Source organism: Amycolatopsis sp. MtRt-6 (genome assembly GCF_017308975.1).
GTDB lineage: Bacteria > Actinomycetota > Actinomycetes > Mycobacteriales > Pseudonocardiaceae > Amycolatopsis.
The window spans coordinates 392,052-409,107 of the sequence record NZ_JADWPD010000004.1 but is presented as its reverse complement, the minus strand read 5'-3'; the positions used below and the strand labels follow the sequence as shown (position 1 = coordinate 409,107).

At 71.7% G+C, this 17,056-nt stretch carries 16 protein-coding genes and 1 pseudogene; 7 read left to right on the top strand and 10 right to left on the bottom strand.

Annotated elements, in window-relative coordinates; translation table 11 throughout:
- Window positions 1-49 precede the first annotated feature (49 nt).
- Genes I4Q55_RS10485 through I4Q55_RS10475 form a run of 3 tightly spaced genes read right to left on the bottom strand, consistent with a single transcriptional unit; the run spans window position 50 to window position 5,161 of the window.
- Complete coding sequence (locus tag I4Q55_RS10485) at window positions 50-2,176, bottom strand: acetate--CoA ligase family protein (protein ID WP_206786309.1); 2,127 nt, start codon at window positions 2,174-2,176, stop codon at window positions 50-52.
- Between the two features lies 1 nt (window position 2,177).
- Window positions 2,178-3,407 (bottom strand): formyl-CoA transferase, encoded by a 1,230-nt coding sequence (gene frc / locus I4Q55_RS10480; protein ID WP_206786448.1) that lies wholly within the window; start codon window positions 3,405-3,407, stop codon window positions 2,178-2,180.
- Between the two features lie 14 nt (window positions 3,408-3,421).
- Entirely contained in the window at window positions 3,422-5,161 is a 1,740-nt protein-coding gene (locus tag I4Q55_RS10475) for a thiamine pyrophosphate-binding protein (protein ID WP_206786307.1), read from the bottom strand.
- Window positions 5,162-5,406: 245 nt separating this feature from the next.
- Between I4Q55_RS10475 and sucC the strand changes: the two genes are divergently transcribed.
- From sucC to I4Q55_RS10460, 3 genes are read left to right on the top strand one after another with little or no spacing between them, the layout of a single operon-like run.
- Window positions 5,407-6,552: an ADP-forming succinate--CoA ligase subunit beta gene (gene sucC, locus I4Q55_RS10470; protein ID WP_206786304.1), complete on the top strand. Its 1,146-nt coding sequence runs from the start codon at window positions 5,407-5,409 to the stop codon at window positions 6,550-6,552.
- A gap of 3 nt (window positions 6,553-6,555) precedes the next feature.
- Window positions 6,556-7,437 carry a succinate--CoA ligase subunit alpha gene (sucD, locus tag I4Q55_RS10465; protein ID WP_206786302.1) on the top strand — a complete coding sequence of 294 codons (882 nt, stop codon included), beginning with the start codon at window positions 6,556-6,558 and terminating at the stop codon, window positions 7,435-7,437.
- Window positions 7,437-8,432, top strand: coding sequence for a LysR family transcriptional regulator (locus tag I4Q55_RS10460; RefSeq protein ID WP_206786294.1), 996 nt, complete (start codon window positions 7,437-7,439; stop codon window positions 8,430-8,432). The genes sucD and I4Q55_RS10460 overlap by 1 nt, the downstream gene beginning before the upstream one ends.
- On the opposite strand, the gene fdhD is transcribed toward I4Q55_RS10460, so the two are convergent.
- The 3 genes from fdhD to I4Q55_RS10445 all read right to left on the bottom strand — a co-directional run bounded on the left by fdhD (window position 8,420) and on the right by I4Q55_RS10445 (window position 11,408).
- Complete coding sequence (gene fdhD / locus I4Q55_RS10455; protein WP_206786292.1) at window positions 8,420-9,253, bottom strand: formate dehydrogenase accessory sulfurtransferase FdhD; 834 nt, start codon at window positions 9,251-9,253, stop codon at window positions 8,420-8,422. The genes I4Q55_RS10460 and fdhD overlap by 13 nt on opposite strands.
- A 1-nt stretch (window position 9,254) precedes the next feature.
- Window positions 9,255-10,553 (bottom strand): MFS transporter, encoded by a 1,299-nt coding sequence (locus I4Q55_RS10450; protein WP_206786290.1) that lies wholly within the window; start codon window positions 10,551-10,553, stop codon window positions 9,255-9,257.
- A gap of 444 nt (window positions 10,554-10,997) precedes the next feature.
- On the bottom strand, window positions 10,998-11,408 hold the full coding sequence (locus I4Q55_RS10445) for an Lsr2 family protein (RefSeq protein WP_091312154.1): 411 nt from the start codon (window positions 11,406-11,408) through the stop codon (window positions 10,998-11,000).
- Window positions 11,409-11,651: 243 nt separating this feature from the next.
- Here I4Q55_RS10445 and I4Q55_RS50955 point away from each other — a divergent pair.
- Window positions 11,652-11,879 (top strand): annotated as a pseudogene (locus tag I4Q55_RS50955) (class I SAM-dependent methyltransferase); the annotation flags it as partial.
- Window positions 11,860-12,267: a class I SAM-dependent methyltransferase gene (locus I4Q55_RS50950; RefSeq protein WP_206786288.1), complete on the top strand. Its 408-nt coding sequence runs from the start codon at window positions 11,860-11,862 to the stop codon at window positions 12,265-12,267. The pseudogene I4Q55_RS50955 and the gene I4Q55_RS50950, both read left to right, overlap by 20 nt.
- On the opposite strand, the gene dinB is transcribed toward I4Q55_RS50950, so the two are convergent.
- Window positions 12,206-13,396 (bottom strand): DNA polymerase IV, encoded by a 1,191-nt coding sequence (dinB, locus tag I4Q55_RS10435; RefSeq protein WP_206786286.1) that lies wholly within the window; start codon window positions 13,394-13,396, stop codon window positions 12,206-12,208. The genes I4Q55_RS50950 and dinB overlap by 62 nt on opposite strands.
- A 155-nt stretch (window positions 13,397-13,551) precedes the next feature.
- Here dinB and I4Q55_RS10430 point away from each other — a divergent pair, with 155 nt between their 5' ends.
- The gene (locus I4Q55_RS10430) at window positions 13,552-13,971 is read left to right on the top strand and encodes a hypothetical protein (RefSeq protein ID WP_206786279.1); all 420 of its coding nucleotides are present in this window, start codon (window positions 13,552-13,554) and stop codon (window positions 13,969-13,971) included.
- 179 nt (window positions 13,972-14,150) lie between these two features.
- Entirely contained in the window at window positions 14,151-14,663 is a 513-nt protein-coding gene (locus I4Q55_RS10425; protein WP_307793175.1) for a 2'-5' RNA ligase family protein, read from the top strand.
- Here I4Q55_RS10425 and I4Q55_RS10420 read toward each other — a convergent pair.
- From I4Q55_RS10420 to I4Q55_RS10410, 3 genes are read right to left on the bottom strand one after another with little or no spacing between them, the layout of a single operon-like run.
- Complete coding sequence (locus tag I4Q55_RS10420) at window positions 14,653-15,726, bottom strand: hypothetical protein (protein ID WP_206786277.1); 1,074 nt, start codon at window positions 15,724-15,726, stop codon at window positions 14,653-14,655. The two genes, I4Q55_RS10425 and I4Q55_RS10420, sit on opposite strands and share 11 nt — an antisense overlap.
- 9 nt (window positions 15,727-15,735) lie before the next feature.
- The gene (locus I4Q55_RS10415) at window positions 15,736-16,314 is read right to left on the bottom strand and encodes a hypothetical protein (protein WP_307793174.1); all 579 of its coding nucleotides are present in this window, start codon (window positions 16,312-16,314) and stop codon (window positions 15,736-15,738) included.
- Between the two features lie 32 nt (window positions 16,315-16,346).
- Complete coding sequence (locus I4Q55_RS10410; protein ID WP_206786273.1) at window positions 16,347-16,781, bottom strand: XRE family transcriptional regulator; 435 nt, start codon at window positions 16,779-16,781, stop codon at window positions 16,347-16,349.
- Window positions 16,782-17,056: the final 275 nt, after the last annotated feature.

Genomic DNA, 17,056 nt, shown 5'->3' with positions numbered 1-17,056 from the left:
GGATCCTCGTCCTTTCCGGGTGAGTTGGGCCAGCCCCTGTGGAGGTGGTTCAGAGCAGGCCCGCGGCCCGCGCCCAGCGGTACTTCGCGCCGAGCACGGCGACGGGCTTTTCGGTCGTGTACGGGTAGGCGACGACGCCGTGGTCGTAGAGGTGGTCGCTGGCGTCCTCGACTTCGACGTCACCGGAGAGCGACGCGACGACCGGCTTGTGGATGCCCTTCGCGCGGTACTCCCCGACCACCTCGGCGACCAGTTCCGCGAACACCATCGGCGGGGTGACGATGGTGTGCCAGTAGCCCAGGATCAGGGCGTGGATGCGGTCGTCCTCGAGGCCCAGCGCGATCGTGTTGCGGTAGGTCGAGGGCGGTTCGCCGCCGGTGATGTCCACCGGGTTGCCCGCCGCGCCGAACGGCGGGATGAACTTGCGGAACGCCGTGTCGAGGTCCGGCGGGATCGCCATCAGGTCGAGCCCGTTGTCGACGCAGGCGTCCGAGAGCAGCACGCCCGAGCCGCCGGCGCCGGTGATGATGACGACGTTCTCGCCCTTCGGCGTCGGCAGCAGCGGGATCCCGCGGGCGTACTCGAGCATGTCGTTCAGCCCGGGCGCCCGGATCACGCCGCTCTGGCGCAGGATGTCGTCGTAGACCTTGTCGTTGCCGGCAAGCGCGCCGGTGTGCGAACTCGCCGCCTTGGCCCCTTGGGACGTCCGGCCGGCCTTCAGGACCACGACGGGCTTGCGCTGTGAGACCCGCTTCGCCGTCTCCGCGAACGCGCGCCCGTCCTTGAGGTCCTCGAGGTGCATGGCGATGAGCTCGGTGTTCTCGTCGTGCTCGAAGAAGGTGAGCAGGTCGTCCTCGTCGATGTCGGCCTTGTTGCCGACGCCGACGATCGACGAGACGCCCATCTTCGCCGACCGGCTGAAGCCGAGGATCGCCATCCCGATGCCACCGCTCTGCGACGACAGGGCCACGCCGCCCTTGACGTCATACGGTGTACAGAATGTCGCCGACAGGTTCTCCGGTGTGTAGTAGTAGCCGTAGATGTTCGGCCCGAGGATGCGCACGCCGTGCTTGCGCGCGATCGCCACGACCTCGTCCTGCAGCTCGATGTTGCCGGTCTCGCCGAACCCGGACGGGATGAGGATCGCGCCCGCCACGCCCTTCCTGCCGGCTTCTTCGAGGGCCGCGGGGACGAACTTGGCCGGGATGGCGAAGACCGCGACGTCGACGTCGCCGGGCACGTCGGCGATGCTCGCGTAGGCCTTGCGGTCGAGGATCTCGGCGGCCTTCGGGTTGATCGGGTGGATCTCCCCCGCGTAACCGCCGTTGACCAGGTTCTTCATCACCGAGTTGCCGATCTTCCCGGTCTCGGCCGACGCGCCGATGACCGCGACCGCCGCCGGCTTCATGATCCGGTTCATCGAGGCGAGGATCTCCTCCTGGGTGAACCGGTGCGGCTCCTTCGCGGCCTCCGGGTCGACGAGGATGCGGACGTCGACCGCGGTGGCGCCGCTCGACGTGGCGAGCACCGGGTTGAGGTCGACCTCGGACAACTGCGGGAAGTCGGTGCCCAGCTCGCCGAGGCCGGTGATCACGGCGGCCAGGGCGTCGCGGTCGACAGGATCCGAGCCGCGGACACCCCGGAGGATCCGAGCTGCCCGTATACCGTCGACCATCGACAGTGCCTCTTGGGTCGACGTCGGCGCGAGCCGGAAGGTGACGTCCTCGAGCACCTCGACCAGCACGCCGCCGAGGCCGAAGGCGACGATCTTGCCGAACGTCGGGTCGGTGACCGAGCCGATGATCACCTCCTGGCCTTCGGTGAGCATCTGCTGGACCTGGACGCCGAGGATGCGCGCTTCGGCGTCGTAGGCCTTCGCGTTCTCGACGATCTTCGTGAAGCCGGCTTTGACCGCTTCGGCGTCGCGGAGGCCGACGAGCACGCCACCGGCCTCGGTCTTGTGCAGGATGTCCGGCGAGACGATCTTCAGCACCACCGGCAGGCCGATGTCTTCGGCGTGGGCCACGGCTTCCTCGGCCGTGCCGGCCAGCCGCTCGGCCGGGGTCGGGATACCGTATGCCTCACAGACCGCACGCCCCTCGGGCGCGGTCAGCGAGGACCGGCCCTCGGCTGCCGCCTGGTCCAGGATCTTTTCGACCGCCGCACGATCCGCCACGTCAGATCACCCCCGCCGCGCGGAACTTGTCGAGTTCCGCTTCGCTGTAGCCGAGTTCGGTCAGTACCTCGTCGTTGTGCTCGCCGAGCAGTGGCGACCGGTGGATCTCCACCGGCGAGTCGGACAGCTTGAGCGGGCAGCCGACGGTCTTGAACGTGCCGCGTTCGGGGTGCGGGACCTCGACGACCGAGCCGAGCTCGGCCAGCGTCTCGTCCTCGATCAGCTCCTTCGTGGACAGGATCGGCCCGCACGGGATGTTGTGGGCGTTGAGCTTCTCCATCACTTCCCACTTGGTGTGCTTCTCGGTCCACTCCTCGACGAGCGCGAACATCTTGTCCAGTTTGGACAGCCGCACCTCCGGCGTCGCCCACGCCGGGTCGTCGGCCAGCTCGGCCTTGCCGATCAACCGGGCCAGCGGCGCCCAGCCGGGCGGCTGGACGATCACGTAGATGTAGTCGTTCGGCCCGCCGGGCGCGCACTTCACCGCCCAGCCGGGCTGCCCGCCGCCGGAGGCGTTGCCCGAGCGCGGGACCTCGTCGCCGAACTGGTCGTTCGGGTACTCCCCCAGCGGGCCGTGGGCCAGCCGCTGCTGGTCGCGCAGCTTGACGCGGCACAGGTTGAGCACGGCGTCCTGCATGGCGACCTGGACGCGCTGGCCGCGGCCGGTGGAGGTCCGCTGGTACAGCGCGGCGAGGATGGCGGCCACCAGGTGGATGCCGGTGCCGGAGTCGCCGATCTGGGCGCCGGTGGCGGTCGGCGGCCCGTCCTCGAAGCCGGTGGTGCTCATCGCGCCGCCCATGGCCTGCGCGACCACTTCGTAGGCCTTGAAGTCGGCGTAGCGGCCCGGGCCGAACCCCTTGATCGAGGCGTAGACCAGCCGCGGGTTGAGCGCGGCCAGCTTCTCCCACGGGTAGCCGAAGCGGTCGACCACGCCCGGGCCGAAGTTCTCCACCAGGACGTCCACTCCGGACACGAGCTTCTCGAAGACTTCCTTGCCCTCGGCGCTCTTCATGTTGAGCGTGATGCTGCGCTTGTTGGAGTTCAGCATCGTGAAGTAGAGGCTGTCCACGCCGGGCAGGTCGCGCAGCTGCCCGCGGGTGATGTCGCCGCGGCCGGGGGTTTCGAGCTTGATCACGTCCGCGCCGAGCCAGGCGAGCAGCTGCGTCGACGACGGACCGGATTGCACGTGCGTCATGTCGAGGACTCGGACGCCCTCCAGTGCCTTGCCCATGCCTTGGCCTCCGCTCACTTGTACATGGTCTGGTTCATGGTTCCGGGGGCGTACACGTCGGGATCGACCCAGACGTTGATCAGCGACGGCAGGCCGGACTCCCGCGCCCGCAGCAGCGCCGGCCCGATGTCGGCCGGGTCGCGGACCTCTTCGCCGTGGCCGCCGAGCATCCGCGCGAACTCGTCGTAGCGGACGTCGCCGAGGGTGTTGCCGACGCGTTCGCGCGGGAGGCCGTACTTCGCGGCCTGGCCGTAGCGGATCTGGTTCATCGAGGAGTTGTTGCCGACGATCCCGACGAACGGCAGGTTGAACCGCACGAGCGTCTCGAAGTCCCAGCCGGTGAGGCTGAAGGCGCCGTCGCCGAAGAGCGCGACGACCTCCTTGTCCGGCCGCGCGTGCTTGGCCGCGAGCACGAACGGGACGCCGACGCCGAGCGTCCCGAGCGGACCGGGGTCCATCCAGTGTCCGGGCGACTTGGGCTGGACGACCTGGCCGGAGAAGGTGACGATGTCGCCGCCGTCGCCGATGTAGATCGAGTCCTCGGTGAGGAACTCGTTGATCTCGTGGACCAGCCGGTACGGGTGGATCGGGCTCGCGTCGGAGTGCTGCAGCGGCAACCGCTTCTGCTTGGCCTTCTCTTCCACCGCCTGGAGTTCTTCGAGCCAGGTCTTGCGGCCGACGGCGCCGTTGTCGGTGCGGCCCGACGCGGCCTCGGCCACCGCGGCGAGGACCTGGCCGGCGTCGCCGACGATGCCGAGGTCGACGTCGCGGTTCTTGCCGACCGTGCGGTAGTCGAGGTCGATCTGGACGACGGTGGCGTCCTTCGACAGCCGCTTGCCGTAGCCCATCCGGAAGTCGAACGGGGTGCCGACGATGACGATGACGTCGGCGTTGTCGAAGGCGTACCGGCGCGAAAGCTGGAAGTGGTGCGGGTCGCCGGGCGGCAGCGTGCCGCGGCCGGCGCCGTTCATGTAGGCCGGGATGTTCAGCGTCCGGACCAGGTCGGTCGCCGGGCCGGTCGCCCGGGTGGTCCAGACCTGGCTGCCGAGCAGGATGGCCGGCTTCTTGGCGTGCACCAGCAGGTCGGCGAGCTTCTCGACGTCCGCGGGGTCACCGGCGTTCTTCGTCGACGCGCGGTAGCGGCCGGCTTCGGGGATGCGCGCCTGCTCCAGGGGTACGCGCGCGTCGAGGACGTCACGCGGGATCTCCAGGAAGGATGGTCCGGGCGCGCCGGCGTAGGCCTCGCGGAAGGCCATGCTCACGAGGTCGGCGACGCGGGCGGTGTGCGGCACGGTGGCGGCGAACTTGGTGATCGGCGTCATCATGTCCACGTGCGGGAGGTCCTGCAGGGACCCCATCTTGTGCTGCGTCAGCGCGCCCTGGCCGCCGATCAGCAGCATCGGGCTTTCCGCGCGCAGGGCGTTCGCGACCCCGGTGACGGCGTCGGTGGTGCCCGGCCCCGCGGTGACCACCGCGCAGCCGGGCTTGCCGGTGATCCGCGCGTAGCCGTCGGCCGCGTGCGCCGCGACCTGCTCGTGCCGGACGTCGATGACCTCGATGCCTTCGTCGACGCAGCCGTCGTAGATGTCGATGATGTGACCGCCGCACAGGGTGAAGATCGTGTCGACCCCTTCGGCCTTCAACGCCTTGGCCACCAGGTGGCCGCCAGAAATCTCCGTGGCGGGCGCGGGCTCGGCGCCGTTGGTCGCCGCGGCACTCTCCCCCGCGGTGGTGCCGGTCGTGGTCAGCGCCATTGCTCAACTCCTCTGGTCCGCCGCCGGATCTCTCTTGTCCGGCGGTGCGTGTCGCCTTCTCCGAGGTCAGCGGCCCCTTCGCGGCAGACTGTAGATTGCATACCGTATGGGGTAGGCATATAGTCACTCTTCTAGCTGGCTGTGTCCAGGGCCATCCGCAGGGTTTTTCCGGACTCGAAACCGGCCCCCGCGGACCACCACTCCACGCCCTTCGCCCTGCCCCTACGCGGAAAGGACGCTCCCGCATGGACCTCTTCGAACACGAAGCCCGCGATCTCTTCGAGAAGCACGGTGTGCCGGTCCCCCGCGGCCGGGTCGCCGCCGACCCCGCCGCGGCCCGCTCGGCCGCGGTCGACCTCGGCGGGCCGGTCGTGATCAAGGCGCAGGTGAAGACCGGCGGCCGCGGCAAGGCCGGCGGTGTCCGCGTGGTGCATACAGCCGACGACGCCGAACAGGCCGCCGACGACATCCTCGGTATGGACATCAAGGGCCACACCGTGCACCGCGTCCTGGTGACCGAGGCCAGTGAGATCGCCGGCGAGTACTACTTGTCCTTCCTGCTGGACCGCGCCGGCCGGACGTTCCTCGCGATGGCGTCGGCCGAAGGCGGGATGGACATCGAGGAAGTCGCAGCCACCCGGCCGGACGCCCTGGTCCGCGTGCCGGTGGACGCCCTGGCCGGCGTCGACGCGACGACCGTCGCGGCCGCGTTCCCCGCCGATGTCCGCGCCGAAGTGGCCGGCGTCGTCGAGCGGCTGTGGGAGGTGTTCGCCGCCGAGGACTGCACGCTCGTCGAGGTCAACCCCCTGGCGCTGACGAGCACCGGGATCGTCGCGCTCGACGGCAAGATCACGTTGGACGACAACGCGTCCTTCCGCCGTTCCGCGTCGTTCGACGGCACCGCGGACGGTGATCCGCTGGAGCGTGCGGCCCGCGCCAAGGGACTCAACTACGTCAAGCTCGACGGCGACATCGGCGTGATCGGCAACGGCGCCGGGCTCGTCATGTCCACATTGGACGTCGTGGCGGCGGCCGCGGCCGAGGCGGGCGCGCGCGGGCCGGCGAACTTCCTCGACATCGGCGGCGGGGCGTCGGCGCAGGTGATGGTCGACGGGCTGACCGTGATCCTCGGCGACCCGCAGGTGCGCAGCGTGTTCGTCAACGTCTTCGGCGGCATCACCGCGTGCGACGCGGTGGCGACCGGGATCGTGCGGTCGCTGGAGATCCTCGGGTCGCGCGCGTCGAAGCCGCTGGTCGTCCGGCTCGACGGGAACAACGTCACCGAAGGCAGGCGGATCCTCGCCGAAGCAGCGCACCCCCTGGTCACCGTGGTGGCCACCATGGACGATGCCGCCCGCGAGGCGGCGAAGCTCGCGATCGCGGAGGTCTGAGCCGTGGCCATCTTCCTGGACGAGAACAGCCGGGTCGTCGTCTCCGGCATCACCGGTTCCGAAGGCGCCAAGCACACGCGGCGGATGCTGGCCGCCGGGACGAACGTCGTCGGCGGGGTGAACCCGCGCAAAGCCGGGCAGCAGGTGGAGCTTGCGGGTCGATCGCTGCCGGTGTTCGGCAGCGTCGCGGACTCGATGGCCTCGACCGGCGCGGACGTCTGCGTGCTGTTCGTGCCGCCGCCGTTCGTGGCCGACGCCGTGATCGAGGCGGTGGACGCGGGCATCGGGCTCGCGGTGGTGATCACCGAGGGCGTCCCGGTGCACGACAGCGCGCGGCTGTGGGCGCACGCCGTCGCCGCCGGCGGGCGGACCCGGATCATCGGGCCGAACTGCCCGGGCATCATCTCCCCCGGCAGGTCGAACGCCGGCATCATCCCGGCCGACATCACCGGGCCGGGCCGGATCGGGCTGGTGTCGAAGTCCGGCACGCTGACGTACCAGCTCATGCACGAGCTGCGCGACATCGGCTTCTCGACGTGCGTGGGCATCGGCGGCGACCCGATCATCGGGACGACGCACATCGACGCGGTGGAGGCGTTCGAGAAGGACCCGGACACCGACCTGATCGTGCTGATCGGCGAGATAGGCGGCGATGCGGAGGAGCGCGCGGCGGAGTTCGTGCGCGCCAACGTGTCGAAGCCGGTCGTCGGCTATGTGGCCGGCTTCACCGCCCCGGAGGGCAAGACGATGGGTCACGCGGGCGCGATCGTCTCCGGCTCCGCGGGCACGGCGGCGGCGAAGAAGGAAGCTCTGGAGGCGGCGGGAATCCGGGTGGGGCGGACGCCGAGCGAGACGGCGGCGCTGGCCCGCGAGCTGCTGGCCTGATGGAGCTCCGCCAGCTGGCGGTGGTCGTGGCGGTCGCCGAGGAAGGTGGGTTCACGGCGGCCGCCCAGCGCCTGCGGACGGTCCAGTCGACAGTATCCACAGTGGTCAGGGCCCTCGAGCGAGATCTGGGCACCCCGTTGTTCCACCGCACGACCCACCGAGTGGTGTTGACACCGGCGGGCGAGGCGTTCGTCCCGGCGGCCCGCGCGGCCCTGGAGGCGGCCGAGCGCGCCCGCGCGGCGGTATCACCGGTGACCGGCCGGGTCCGGCTCGGGGTGTGCCCGGGACTGCTGGCGGACCTGCACCGGACGCTGGCCGCCCTGCGGCACAAGCATCCCGGGCTCGGGGTGGAGGTCCGGCAGGTGCGGCCGGAGGAGGTGGGACGCGGGTTGCGGGAGTCCACTGTGGACGTGGTGCTGATGCCGGCCTGCGGCGACTTCGCGGTGGGATCGACCGCCGCGCCCGCAACGCCGGCCGAGGCCGCGCCGACGGACTCCACACCCGCCGGCCCACACCCCGCCCCTGCCGCGGCACGCGCTGGCCTTGCTACAGCGCCTGCCGACGCCGCGGCTCCACCCGCAAGCACTCACCCCAACCCCGCCACCGCACCCGCCGAGGCCGCCTCCGCAGCCGTCGTCACCCCCCTGCCCGCCGAGGAGCTGGTCCTCGCCACCGCTCCCGGCGGCTCGCCCTCCGCCCCCGCCGATCTCTCGGCCCTGTCCCTTGTGGACTTCCCGGTGGGCTGGGCCATCCGCGATGCCGTCGACCGGGCCTTCCCCCAGCGCCTCGTCGCCCTCGAAGTCGATGACCTCGCCGTGGCCGCCGGGCTCGTGCGGGCCGGGATCGCCGCCTGTGTGCTTCCCGCCTCCGTTGCCGCTCGGTTTGCCGATCTCACCGTGCGGCGGTTCTCGCCGGCCGTTCCGTGGCAGCTCGTTGCCGTCCGGCGGGCCGGCTGCGGACCCGCCGTCGCCGCCGTTCTGGCTCAGCTCGGCTGAACACCCAGGCGGTCCGGTCGCGTGTAGACGTTCATCGACGTCCCGCGCAGGAAGCCGACCAGCGTCAAACCCAGCTCCTCGGCCAGGTCGACCGCCAGCGACGACGGCGCCGATACCGCCGCCAGCAACGGGATCCCGGCCATCGCCGCCTTCTGCACCAGCTCGAACGAGGCCCGCCCGCTCACCATCAGCGCCGTTCCGGACACCGGCAGCCTGCCGTCGCGGGCCGCCCAGCCGACCACCTTGTCCACCGCGTTGTGCCGTCCGACGTCCTCGCGCAGGCACAGCAGCTTCCCGTCGGCGTCGAACAGTCCCGCCGCGTGGAGGCCGCCGGTGCGGTCGAACACCCGTTGTGCCGCACGGAGTTCGTCCGGCATCCGGGTCAGCGTGGCCGGGTCGGTGACGAACGGGTCGGCGGCGGCCGGCCAGGTCACCGTCGTGCGCACCGCGTCCAGGCTCGCCTTGCCGCACAGGCCGCACGACGACGTCGTGTAGAAGTTCCGCTCCACCGAGGCGTCCGGCGGGGCGACGCCGTCGGCGAGGCCGACGTCCAGGACGTTGTACGTGTTGCCGCCGTCAGCCGTCGCTCCGGCGCAGTAGCGGATCGACCGGATGTCGGCCGCCGCGCGGACCACGCCCTCGCCGACCAGGAAGCCGGCGGCGAGGTCGAAGTCGTCGCCCGGGGTCCGCATCGTGATCGTCAGCGGCTTCCCGCCCACCCGGATCTCCAGGGGCTCCTCGACGGTCAGCGTGTCCGGCCGGGTCGTCCGCCCGCCGTCGTGGACGCGCAGCACCCGCCGCCTGCTCGTCATCCGCCCCACGTCAGGCCGCCGGGAGCAGCGACTTGGGCCGGCCGGGCTGGCTCAGCCGCCCGGACAGCACCGCCCCGGCCAGGCTCAGTACCGCGGCCGCGGTGAAGGCGTGCGGCGTCACGAACAGCGTGGCCAGCCCGATCCCGACCAGCGCGCCGACGGCCTTGGCGCTGTAGAGGATCCCGAAGTTCTGCGCCACCGAGTCCTCGCCGAAGTACTCCCGCACCAGGCCGACGAGCAGCGTGTAGCAGCACCCGTTGCCGAGACCGGCCAGCGCGACGCCCAGCAGAAGACCGACGGCGTGCCGGTGTTCGCCGGAATAGAACAGCACGAACTGCGCGACACCGCCCGCGAACAGGGCGAAACGCAGGATCCGGTGCCGGCCGAGCCGGTCGGCGAGCCGTCCGATGAGGACACGGCCGCCGCCGGTGGCCGCGGCGAGCAGCGCCAGCGCGGTGGCGGCGAGTCCCGGTCCGCTGCGCGCGGCCGTGAACGTCGCCAGGTAGGCCAGGTCGAACAGCAGCACGGCGGCCGCGAGCACGACCACGAGGTACAGCGAAAGCGTCGTACCGCACCGGAACAGTTCCGCCGGCCGGTAGTGCCGGACCGCCGGACGCCGGTTGTGCGTCCGGTCGAGGGCCCACGTCCGGGGCTCCGGCGTGGCGGGCCACCAGTGCCGCGGCGGGTACCGCAGCAGCGCCGCGCACCCGGCGATGACGGCGAACACGACCGCGGCGGTGACGTCCAGCAGCACCGGCCGCGCGGCCGGAAGAGCGGCGGCGAGCACGACGAAGGGCACGCTGCCGAAGGCGAACGCCCCGCTCACGAGGCCGGCGCGGGCCCCCGTGCGGTCGGGGAACCAGGCGAGCACCGCGCCGACGCAGGTGGCGTAGACCAGGCCGGTGCCGAGCCCGCCCAGCACGGAGTAGCCGAGGAACACGGTAAGCATGCTGGTCGCGTGGCCGAGCGTCACGAGCCCGGCGGCGCACAGGACCGCGCCGGCAGCCATCGCCGCGGGTGCCGGGAGCAGGCCACGTTCGCGCAGCCATGCCACCGGGAACGCGGCGCCGGCCTGGCAGATGGCCCACACCGCGAAGGAGAGCACGATCCCGCCGAACGTCCAGCCGGGCGTCCGGCTCAGCGACGGCACGATCGCGCCGAAGCCGTACTGCTGCACGCCGGCGGCGAGCATGGCCGCCGCGGCGAGCCAGGTGATCCACGTCCGCGGCCGGCCGAGCAGCTCCCGGTCGGACTCGCCGACGCGGTACTGCCTTCCGTAGACGTCCCGGAGCTCACGCACCTCGGTCATGCCGACCGCCTCCCAGCAAACTGAAGATTGTATGCAGTATGGAGTAGGCTGAGTGTGCGCTTGTCCGGCACGGATGTCCACAGGGAGGGTCGAGCCGCCGCCCGGATGGACGATCGACGTCAGCGCGGGAGGCCGTCACGGGCGAAAGAAAGGCGGCCCGGTGGCCATCGAGGGAGGAGGCGGCCACCGGACCGGTGCTCCACGGCGGTACCGGCCGCGCGGAGCACTGACAGTCTGGCCATCGGAGCCACCCTCCGACAAGCTTTCGTCGTGCGACGAATCGTGCGCCGCCCGTTTGCCGCAGGCGGAACCGCCGGGCCGTCCACATCGAACCGGTCGCGTGACGGTGCGGCACCGGAAAAATACTCAACGCCACCGAAAACGCTCAGGCGGCGACCAGCCGGCGAAACCGCGCGCGATGGCACGGCTTCGCCGGCACCGGCTTCAAGACTTCTTGCGAGTCGCTCGCTTGCGCGCCGGCTTGGCTTCGGCCGGCTCGGCCGCCGCGGCCTGGTCGGCTTCGAAACCGGCGATGATCTCGCTGGAGAGGCGGCCGCGTTCGGCGACCTCGTAGCCGTTCGCCTGCGCCCATTCGCGGATCTGCCGGTTGCGCTCGCGGTCGGTGCCCGAGCCCGACGGGCCGGACAGCGACTGGCCGGTCGCGAGGCGGACCTTGCGGCCGCCGATGCGCCGCGCGGCGGCGACGTAGCGAGCGAGTTCGTCCCGCAGCGCGGAGGCGTTCTCCTCGGACAGGTCGATCTCGTACGTCACGCCGTCGAGGCTGAAGGGGACGGTCTGCGAAGCCTCGCTGCCGTCGAGGTCGTCCACCATCTGGACCTGAACCCGTTGCGCCATGATTCGTCGTTCCTCATCTTCTCCAGAACACGGTCGGACAGACCCTAACCTGTCGAATCATGCCCGGCACGCGCGACACCCTGAAGCGTCCACAATGGCCGCCCGGGCGAGCGGGTCGCCCGCGTCCAGAGTGACCCGCAACCGAGCCTAAATGCTCGGCACTTTGCAAAAAATTCATTTTCGTGATACGGTCGAAATCGAATCGGTACCGTCACAGGCTGACCGCAGTGGAGTTTCCCGGTAATGCTCCTCGCGTCAGCCGCGCCGCGTTCACGGCCGCCACCGCGCGGGCAGCACATTTGCTCGCCGACGCCGGGCCGTTCCGCTTCTCCGACGCGCTACCGCCGGTCTGCCACCGGCTCCACGGCACCAGCCTGTCCTGGGCGGAGCCGGTTCGCCGAAGCGCGCCTGATGCGCGGCAATTCCGGTATAGACCAGTATGTGATTCTCGGTGCCGGGCTCGATTCGTTCGCGTATCGGACGGCAACCGGACGATTCCGCGTGTTCGAGGTCTGCCGCCCGGCGACCCTGCTGGTCAATCGGGAACCGCCGACGTCGCCGAACGGGCTCGGCCACCTTCGTCCCGGTCGGCTTCGAAGCCGACCGGCTCCGGGAACGGCCGGTCCAGAGTGGACTCGACCCGTTTCGCCCCGTGTTCGTCAGCTGGCTCGGTGTCACCGGCTACCTGAGCCGCGCGGCGATTGCCACGGCATTGCGGGATCCGGGCGGATTGGCGCCCCGCCGTGGGCCCCGCGCTTTCCGCGCACGCGCGCATTCCGGGCCGGCGCCGAAGACGTTCAGTCGGGCAGCATCGGCACTTCGAAGTCGTCCGGGCGGCCGAGCAACACCGCGCGGGTGACCGCGGCCTTCCCGAACCGGTCGCGAACGGCGTCGAGAGCGGAGTCGAGCTCGGTGGCGCGCTGGGTTTCGAACGGCAGCGCCGGTTGGAACGGGTTTTCGTCGGCGAGGTTGGACAGCGCCGCGCCCAGCAGGGTGATCCCGCGGTCGGCGATCAGCGGCAGCGCGGCGGCGAGGAGTTCGCGCGCCGCGGCGAGCAGCACGCCAGTGCCCGCCGTCGGATCGGTCAGGGTGTGCGAGCGGGTGGCGCGGGAGAAGTCGGCGAAGCGCAGGCGGATCGTCACCGTCCGGCAGACGCGGCGGGCGGCACGCAACCGGCGGGCGATCCGGTCGACCAAGGCCACCAGCACGACGTCGAGCTCGGCCGGGGTCCGCCTGCCGCGCCCGAGGGCCCGCTGGGCGCCGATCGAGCGCCGCCGCCTGCCGACCTCCACGCGGCGCGGGTCTTCGTTGTGTGCCAGGTCGTGCAGGTGCGCCCCCGCGGCCCGGCCGAGCAGGCCGACGAGGTCGACGTGCTCGGAGGCGGCCAGCTGGCCCACCGTGGTGATCCCGCGTGCCCGCAGCTTCTCGGCGGTGACCTTGCCGACGCCCCAGAGCGCCGAAACCGGCAGGGGATGCAGGAACTCCAGCTCGGCGTCGTGCGGGACGACGAGCAGGCCGTCGGGCTTGGCGACGCGGCTGGCGACCTTGGCGAGGAACTTCGTGCGCGCCACCCCTACGGTGATCGGCAGCCCGGCCCGCTCGGCGACGTCCGCGCGCAGCCGTTCGGCGATGCGGCTCGGCCGTCCGCCGATCCTGGCCAGCCCTCCGACGTCGAGGAACGCTTCGTCGATCGAGAGGCCTTCGACCCACGGCGTGGTGTCGTGGAAGACGTCGAACACCGCCCGGCTGGCGGCCAGGTACGCCGACATCCGCGGGCGCACGACGACCGCGTGCGGACAGAGCCGCCGGGCCTGCGCGCCGCCCATCGCGGTGCGCACGCCGTAGGCCTTGGCCTCGTAACTCGCGGCGAGCACCACTCCGCCGCCGACGATGACCGGCCGCCCCTTGAGCGCCGGATCGTCGCGCTGTTCGACCGAGGCGTAGAACGAATCGAGGTCGGCGTGCAGGATGGGCCCCTCGACGGTCATAGAACATATGTTCGCACAAACCCCGGGCCGAAGTCCGCTCATCCGCCCGCCGCGGGTGACGTGCCGCCGGTCGAAAGTCCGCTTTTTTGGGGTTGTGACGCACTGTTGCCCCGCTCACACTCGAGGAATCGAACGACCCGACCACTGGGGGCGACATGACCGAGAAGTGCCGATGCGGCGACCACCACGCGTGGGCCGCACCGAGCCCGCAAGACAAGCCGGCGGCGGCGCGCCAGCCCCTGCTGGCGACGACGCTGGCCCGCGAAGACCGGACGGAGGACGCCGGCGGCCTCGACCCGACGGACCGCGTCACGTGCCGCACGCACCGCCGCTGGCTGCACGACTGCGTGGCCTCGCCGGTGCACACGAACCCGGCGATCGGGTACCGCTGGTGCCGCCGCTGCGACCACCAGGCGCTGGTGGCGGTGGACGAACTGGCGGGCGAGGTGACCATTCGCTGCGGGATGTGCGGGTCGGTGCCGGACAGCCGGGCGAACCGGGAACTCGTGGAACTGTGCCGGCGGAGCTTGGCACTGGCCCGCGCGGGCCGGTTCCCGGAGACCGCGGCCGCCTGACGCGACGGCCGGATGCGGAGGCCCGCTGCCGCCCACGGCCAAGAACTCGCCCGGAAGCCACGCTTCCACCCCGGGTGCGGAAGCCGCGCCGCCTCACTGCCGTGGCCGCCGTGGCCTGCCGACGGTGATCCGGGCCGGTGGGCCGGTGATCGCCTCGGTGCCGCTGCCATGATGCGGGGGTGCCCGAACCCGGAACCACCGCGCTGGTGATCCTGCTGCCCACCGCCGAACCGGCGCTCGCCGCGGCTCGGCGGGTCGATCCCGCTCTCGTGCGTCCCGGCCTGCCCGCCCACGTCACGGCTCTCTACCCCTTCTTGCCGGACACCTCGCTGACCGAAGAGGTCGTCGCGGCGGTCCGGTCCTTGGCGGCCGGCTTCTCGCCTCCCGAGGTGGAACTCACCGAGCTGGTGACCGCTCCCGGTTTCGTGGCTCTCGCCGCTCCTTCCCTTCAGCCGATCGCCGACGCCGCCTGCGCGCGGTGGCCCGGCATCCCGCCGTACGGGGGGCGGTTCGGTCCGCGCCCCGCCGCTCACCTGACCGTCGCGATGGGCGGGTCCGCCGACACCCTCGACCGCGTGGCCCGAGACGTGCGGCCGCTCCTGCCGATCACCGGCCGGGCCGCGGCTCTGCAGCTGGTCGCCCAGACCGACCGCGGCTGGGAACCGCGGCTGGAGGCACCGTTCAGCGGGTGAGGCCCGGGGGTGTCCCCTCCAGGCTCCGGTACGCGCGGGCGATCGCCCGCAACCTGGCCACGTCGGCGGCGAACGGTTCCGCCGGCGCGGTGGGCGGCTCCGCCTCGGCCGGCTCGTCCGGGAGGTCGCGGACCAGCCTGGCCGCCGCCGTGGGCGGCTGGTCCGGCGTCACGCCCGCCAGGATCAAGCCGTCGTTCGTCTCGCTCATCGCCGCCAGGAGGCGCTCGCGGCGGGACGGGCCCGCCGGGTCGATCCGGGCGATCTGCGGGAAGCGCCGGGTCAGGTGCTCGCGCAGGGGCCGGAGCAGGCGGAGCGTCCGGGCGTCGCGGCGTGCGGCCACCAGGCCCGGAACCGCCGGGATCGTCAGGCCCAGGACGATCAGCAGGACCGAGATCGCCGGGAAACCGACGTCGAGAGCACACGGCACCGTCGAGAACGGGCCGCGGCACAACGCCTTCGCCGGGTGGTCGGCCTGCAGGGCGCGGATCGTCGCGACCACCTTCCCCGCCAGGTAGGCCACCGCGAACCCCGACGCCAGCAGCAACAACGCCAGCCCCGCGCGCAACGCTCCGCCACTCGCCCGGATCGTCACCGCCGCCATGATCCCGATGTCGATCACCGCGAGGCCCAGGTACACCGTGTAGGTGAACACGTAGACCACCAGCGTCGGGTGCGTGCGGTACAGCTCGTCGAACACGCCGATGCCGCGCGGCAGGTCCGGGGTGCTGAAGAACGTCACCACCAGCACCGTCAACGCCACGCCGAGCGCGATCGGCCGGGTGCGCCGGCCGCGGTCGCGGGTTCCGCTGATCTCCGCGACCGTCAGGCCGATCCCGTACGCCGCGACCATGGTCGCCAGGTTCGACAGCAGCCGACCGAGACTCGGGTAGATCTCGCTCTCGAACTGCTGCGCCCGGTTCGACAGGAAGCAGAACGCCGCGCCCAGCGCGATCAGCGAAACCGCCAGGCCCGCACCCGTGCCGGTGCGTCGCGCGCGGACCGCGCGCCAGATCCCGGCGCCCAAGGCGAAGAGCCCGACCCCGACAAAAAGAATGTCGATCACGGGATGCGACTATCCCAGGAGTGCCGCCAGCCGCCTAGCCTGGTCCGCCGCCCGGCCGGACGCGCCCGGCTGAACGGCGGCAGGCTCGCTCGTCGCCGCGCTCAGCAGCAGCACGGCCATCAGCTCGGCCTCGTACTCGTCGGTGCCGGTCGTGACGCGGGTGAGCAGGTGCGACAACGCCCGCGGCGCCAGGTCCGGGGCGAGCTCGGCGGCCTCGGCCTCCGACATCAGGCAGGTCCCGGTGTGCGCGCACAGCATGTGGGCGAGCTCGTGGGCGATGATGTGGTCCTGGTGCAGCGCCGACGTGTGCTCGACGTAGGCGATCAGGTCGTAGTCCGGGCGGGCCTGCCACGCGCCGGACGGCTGGCCGGGCCGGTACGCGATCGGGACGAGGTCGATGTCGCGCCCGCGCCACGCTTCGAGACCGTCGACCCAGGCGTTCATCGACCACGGCCGGGGCAGCGGGACGGCGGCGAGCACCGCCCGCACGCGCTCGCGTGCCCGTTCGCGGAGGGCCGGCAGGCCACGCTCGTCGATGGGTCCTCCCCGCTCACCGGGCGCCAGCCGGGTGCACCGGGGCGCGAACACGGACGAGGTCATCGTAGCCGAGCCGGCGGCCATCACTCCGGCTTCCGCCGCCGGCCGGCACGACGCCGGGTGTCGTCGTAGCTGCCGAGCTGATCGAGCAGCGCCGTCACGGTTTCGCGGTCGCGCGGCGAGAGCCGCATGGCCCGCTGCGCCAGGTTGCGCGCCTCGCTGTCGCGCCACGCCACGACGTCTTCGACCTGGCGGTCGACCTGACCGGCCACCTGGTCGTCGAAGAAGTAGGTGACCGGGACGCCGAAGAACTGGGCGAGCGCCTGGATGTGCGAGCGCTTCGGGTCCTTGCGCGCGCCGACGGCCAGCTGCTGGACGTGGGTCGCCGACATCGAGACGCCGGTCTGCTCGGCGACGCCGTGCGCGATCTCCCGGTAGGAGTACGGCTTGCGGTCCGGTGGGTGCACGGTCGCGATCAAGTGCGCCAGCCGTTCGGCGAAACTGCGCTCTTCGCTCACCACACACCACCTGCAGCCATGAAACGTGACACCAATCAGGATAGCTGTACCGAAAACTTGACACACCCTGTGTCGGAAAGACTACGATACGCCTGTCTGGTGTTTCGGAAACGTGACACCGGCCCGGGGTGGCGCAGCGGCCCACGGGTGACCCACGTGGCCGCTGGGGGTGGCCACGCGCTTCACCTTCCGCCGCGCCGCCCCGTTCGGTCTCGCGCCGGTGGTGGGGCCCCCCACCCCCCGGGGGCCCCCCACCCCCCCCCCCCCCCAACCGA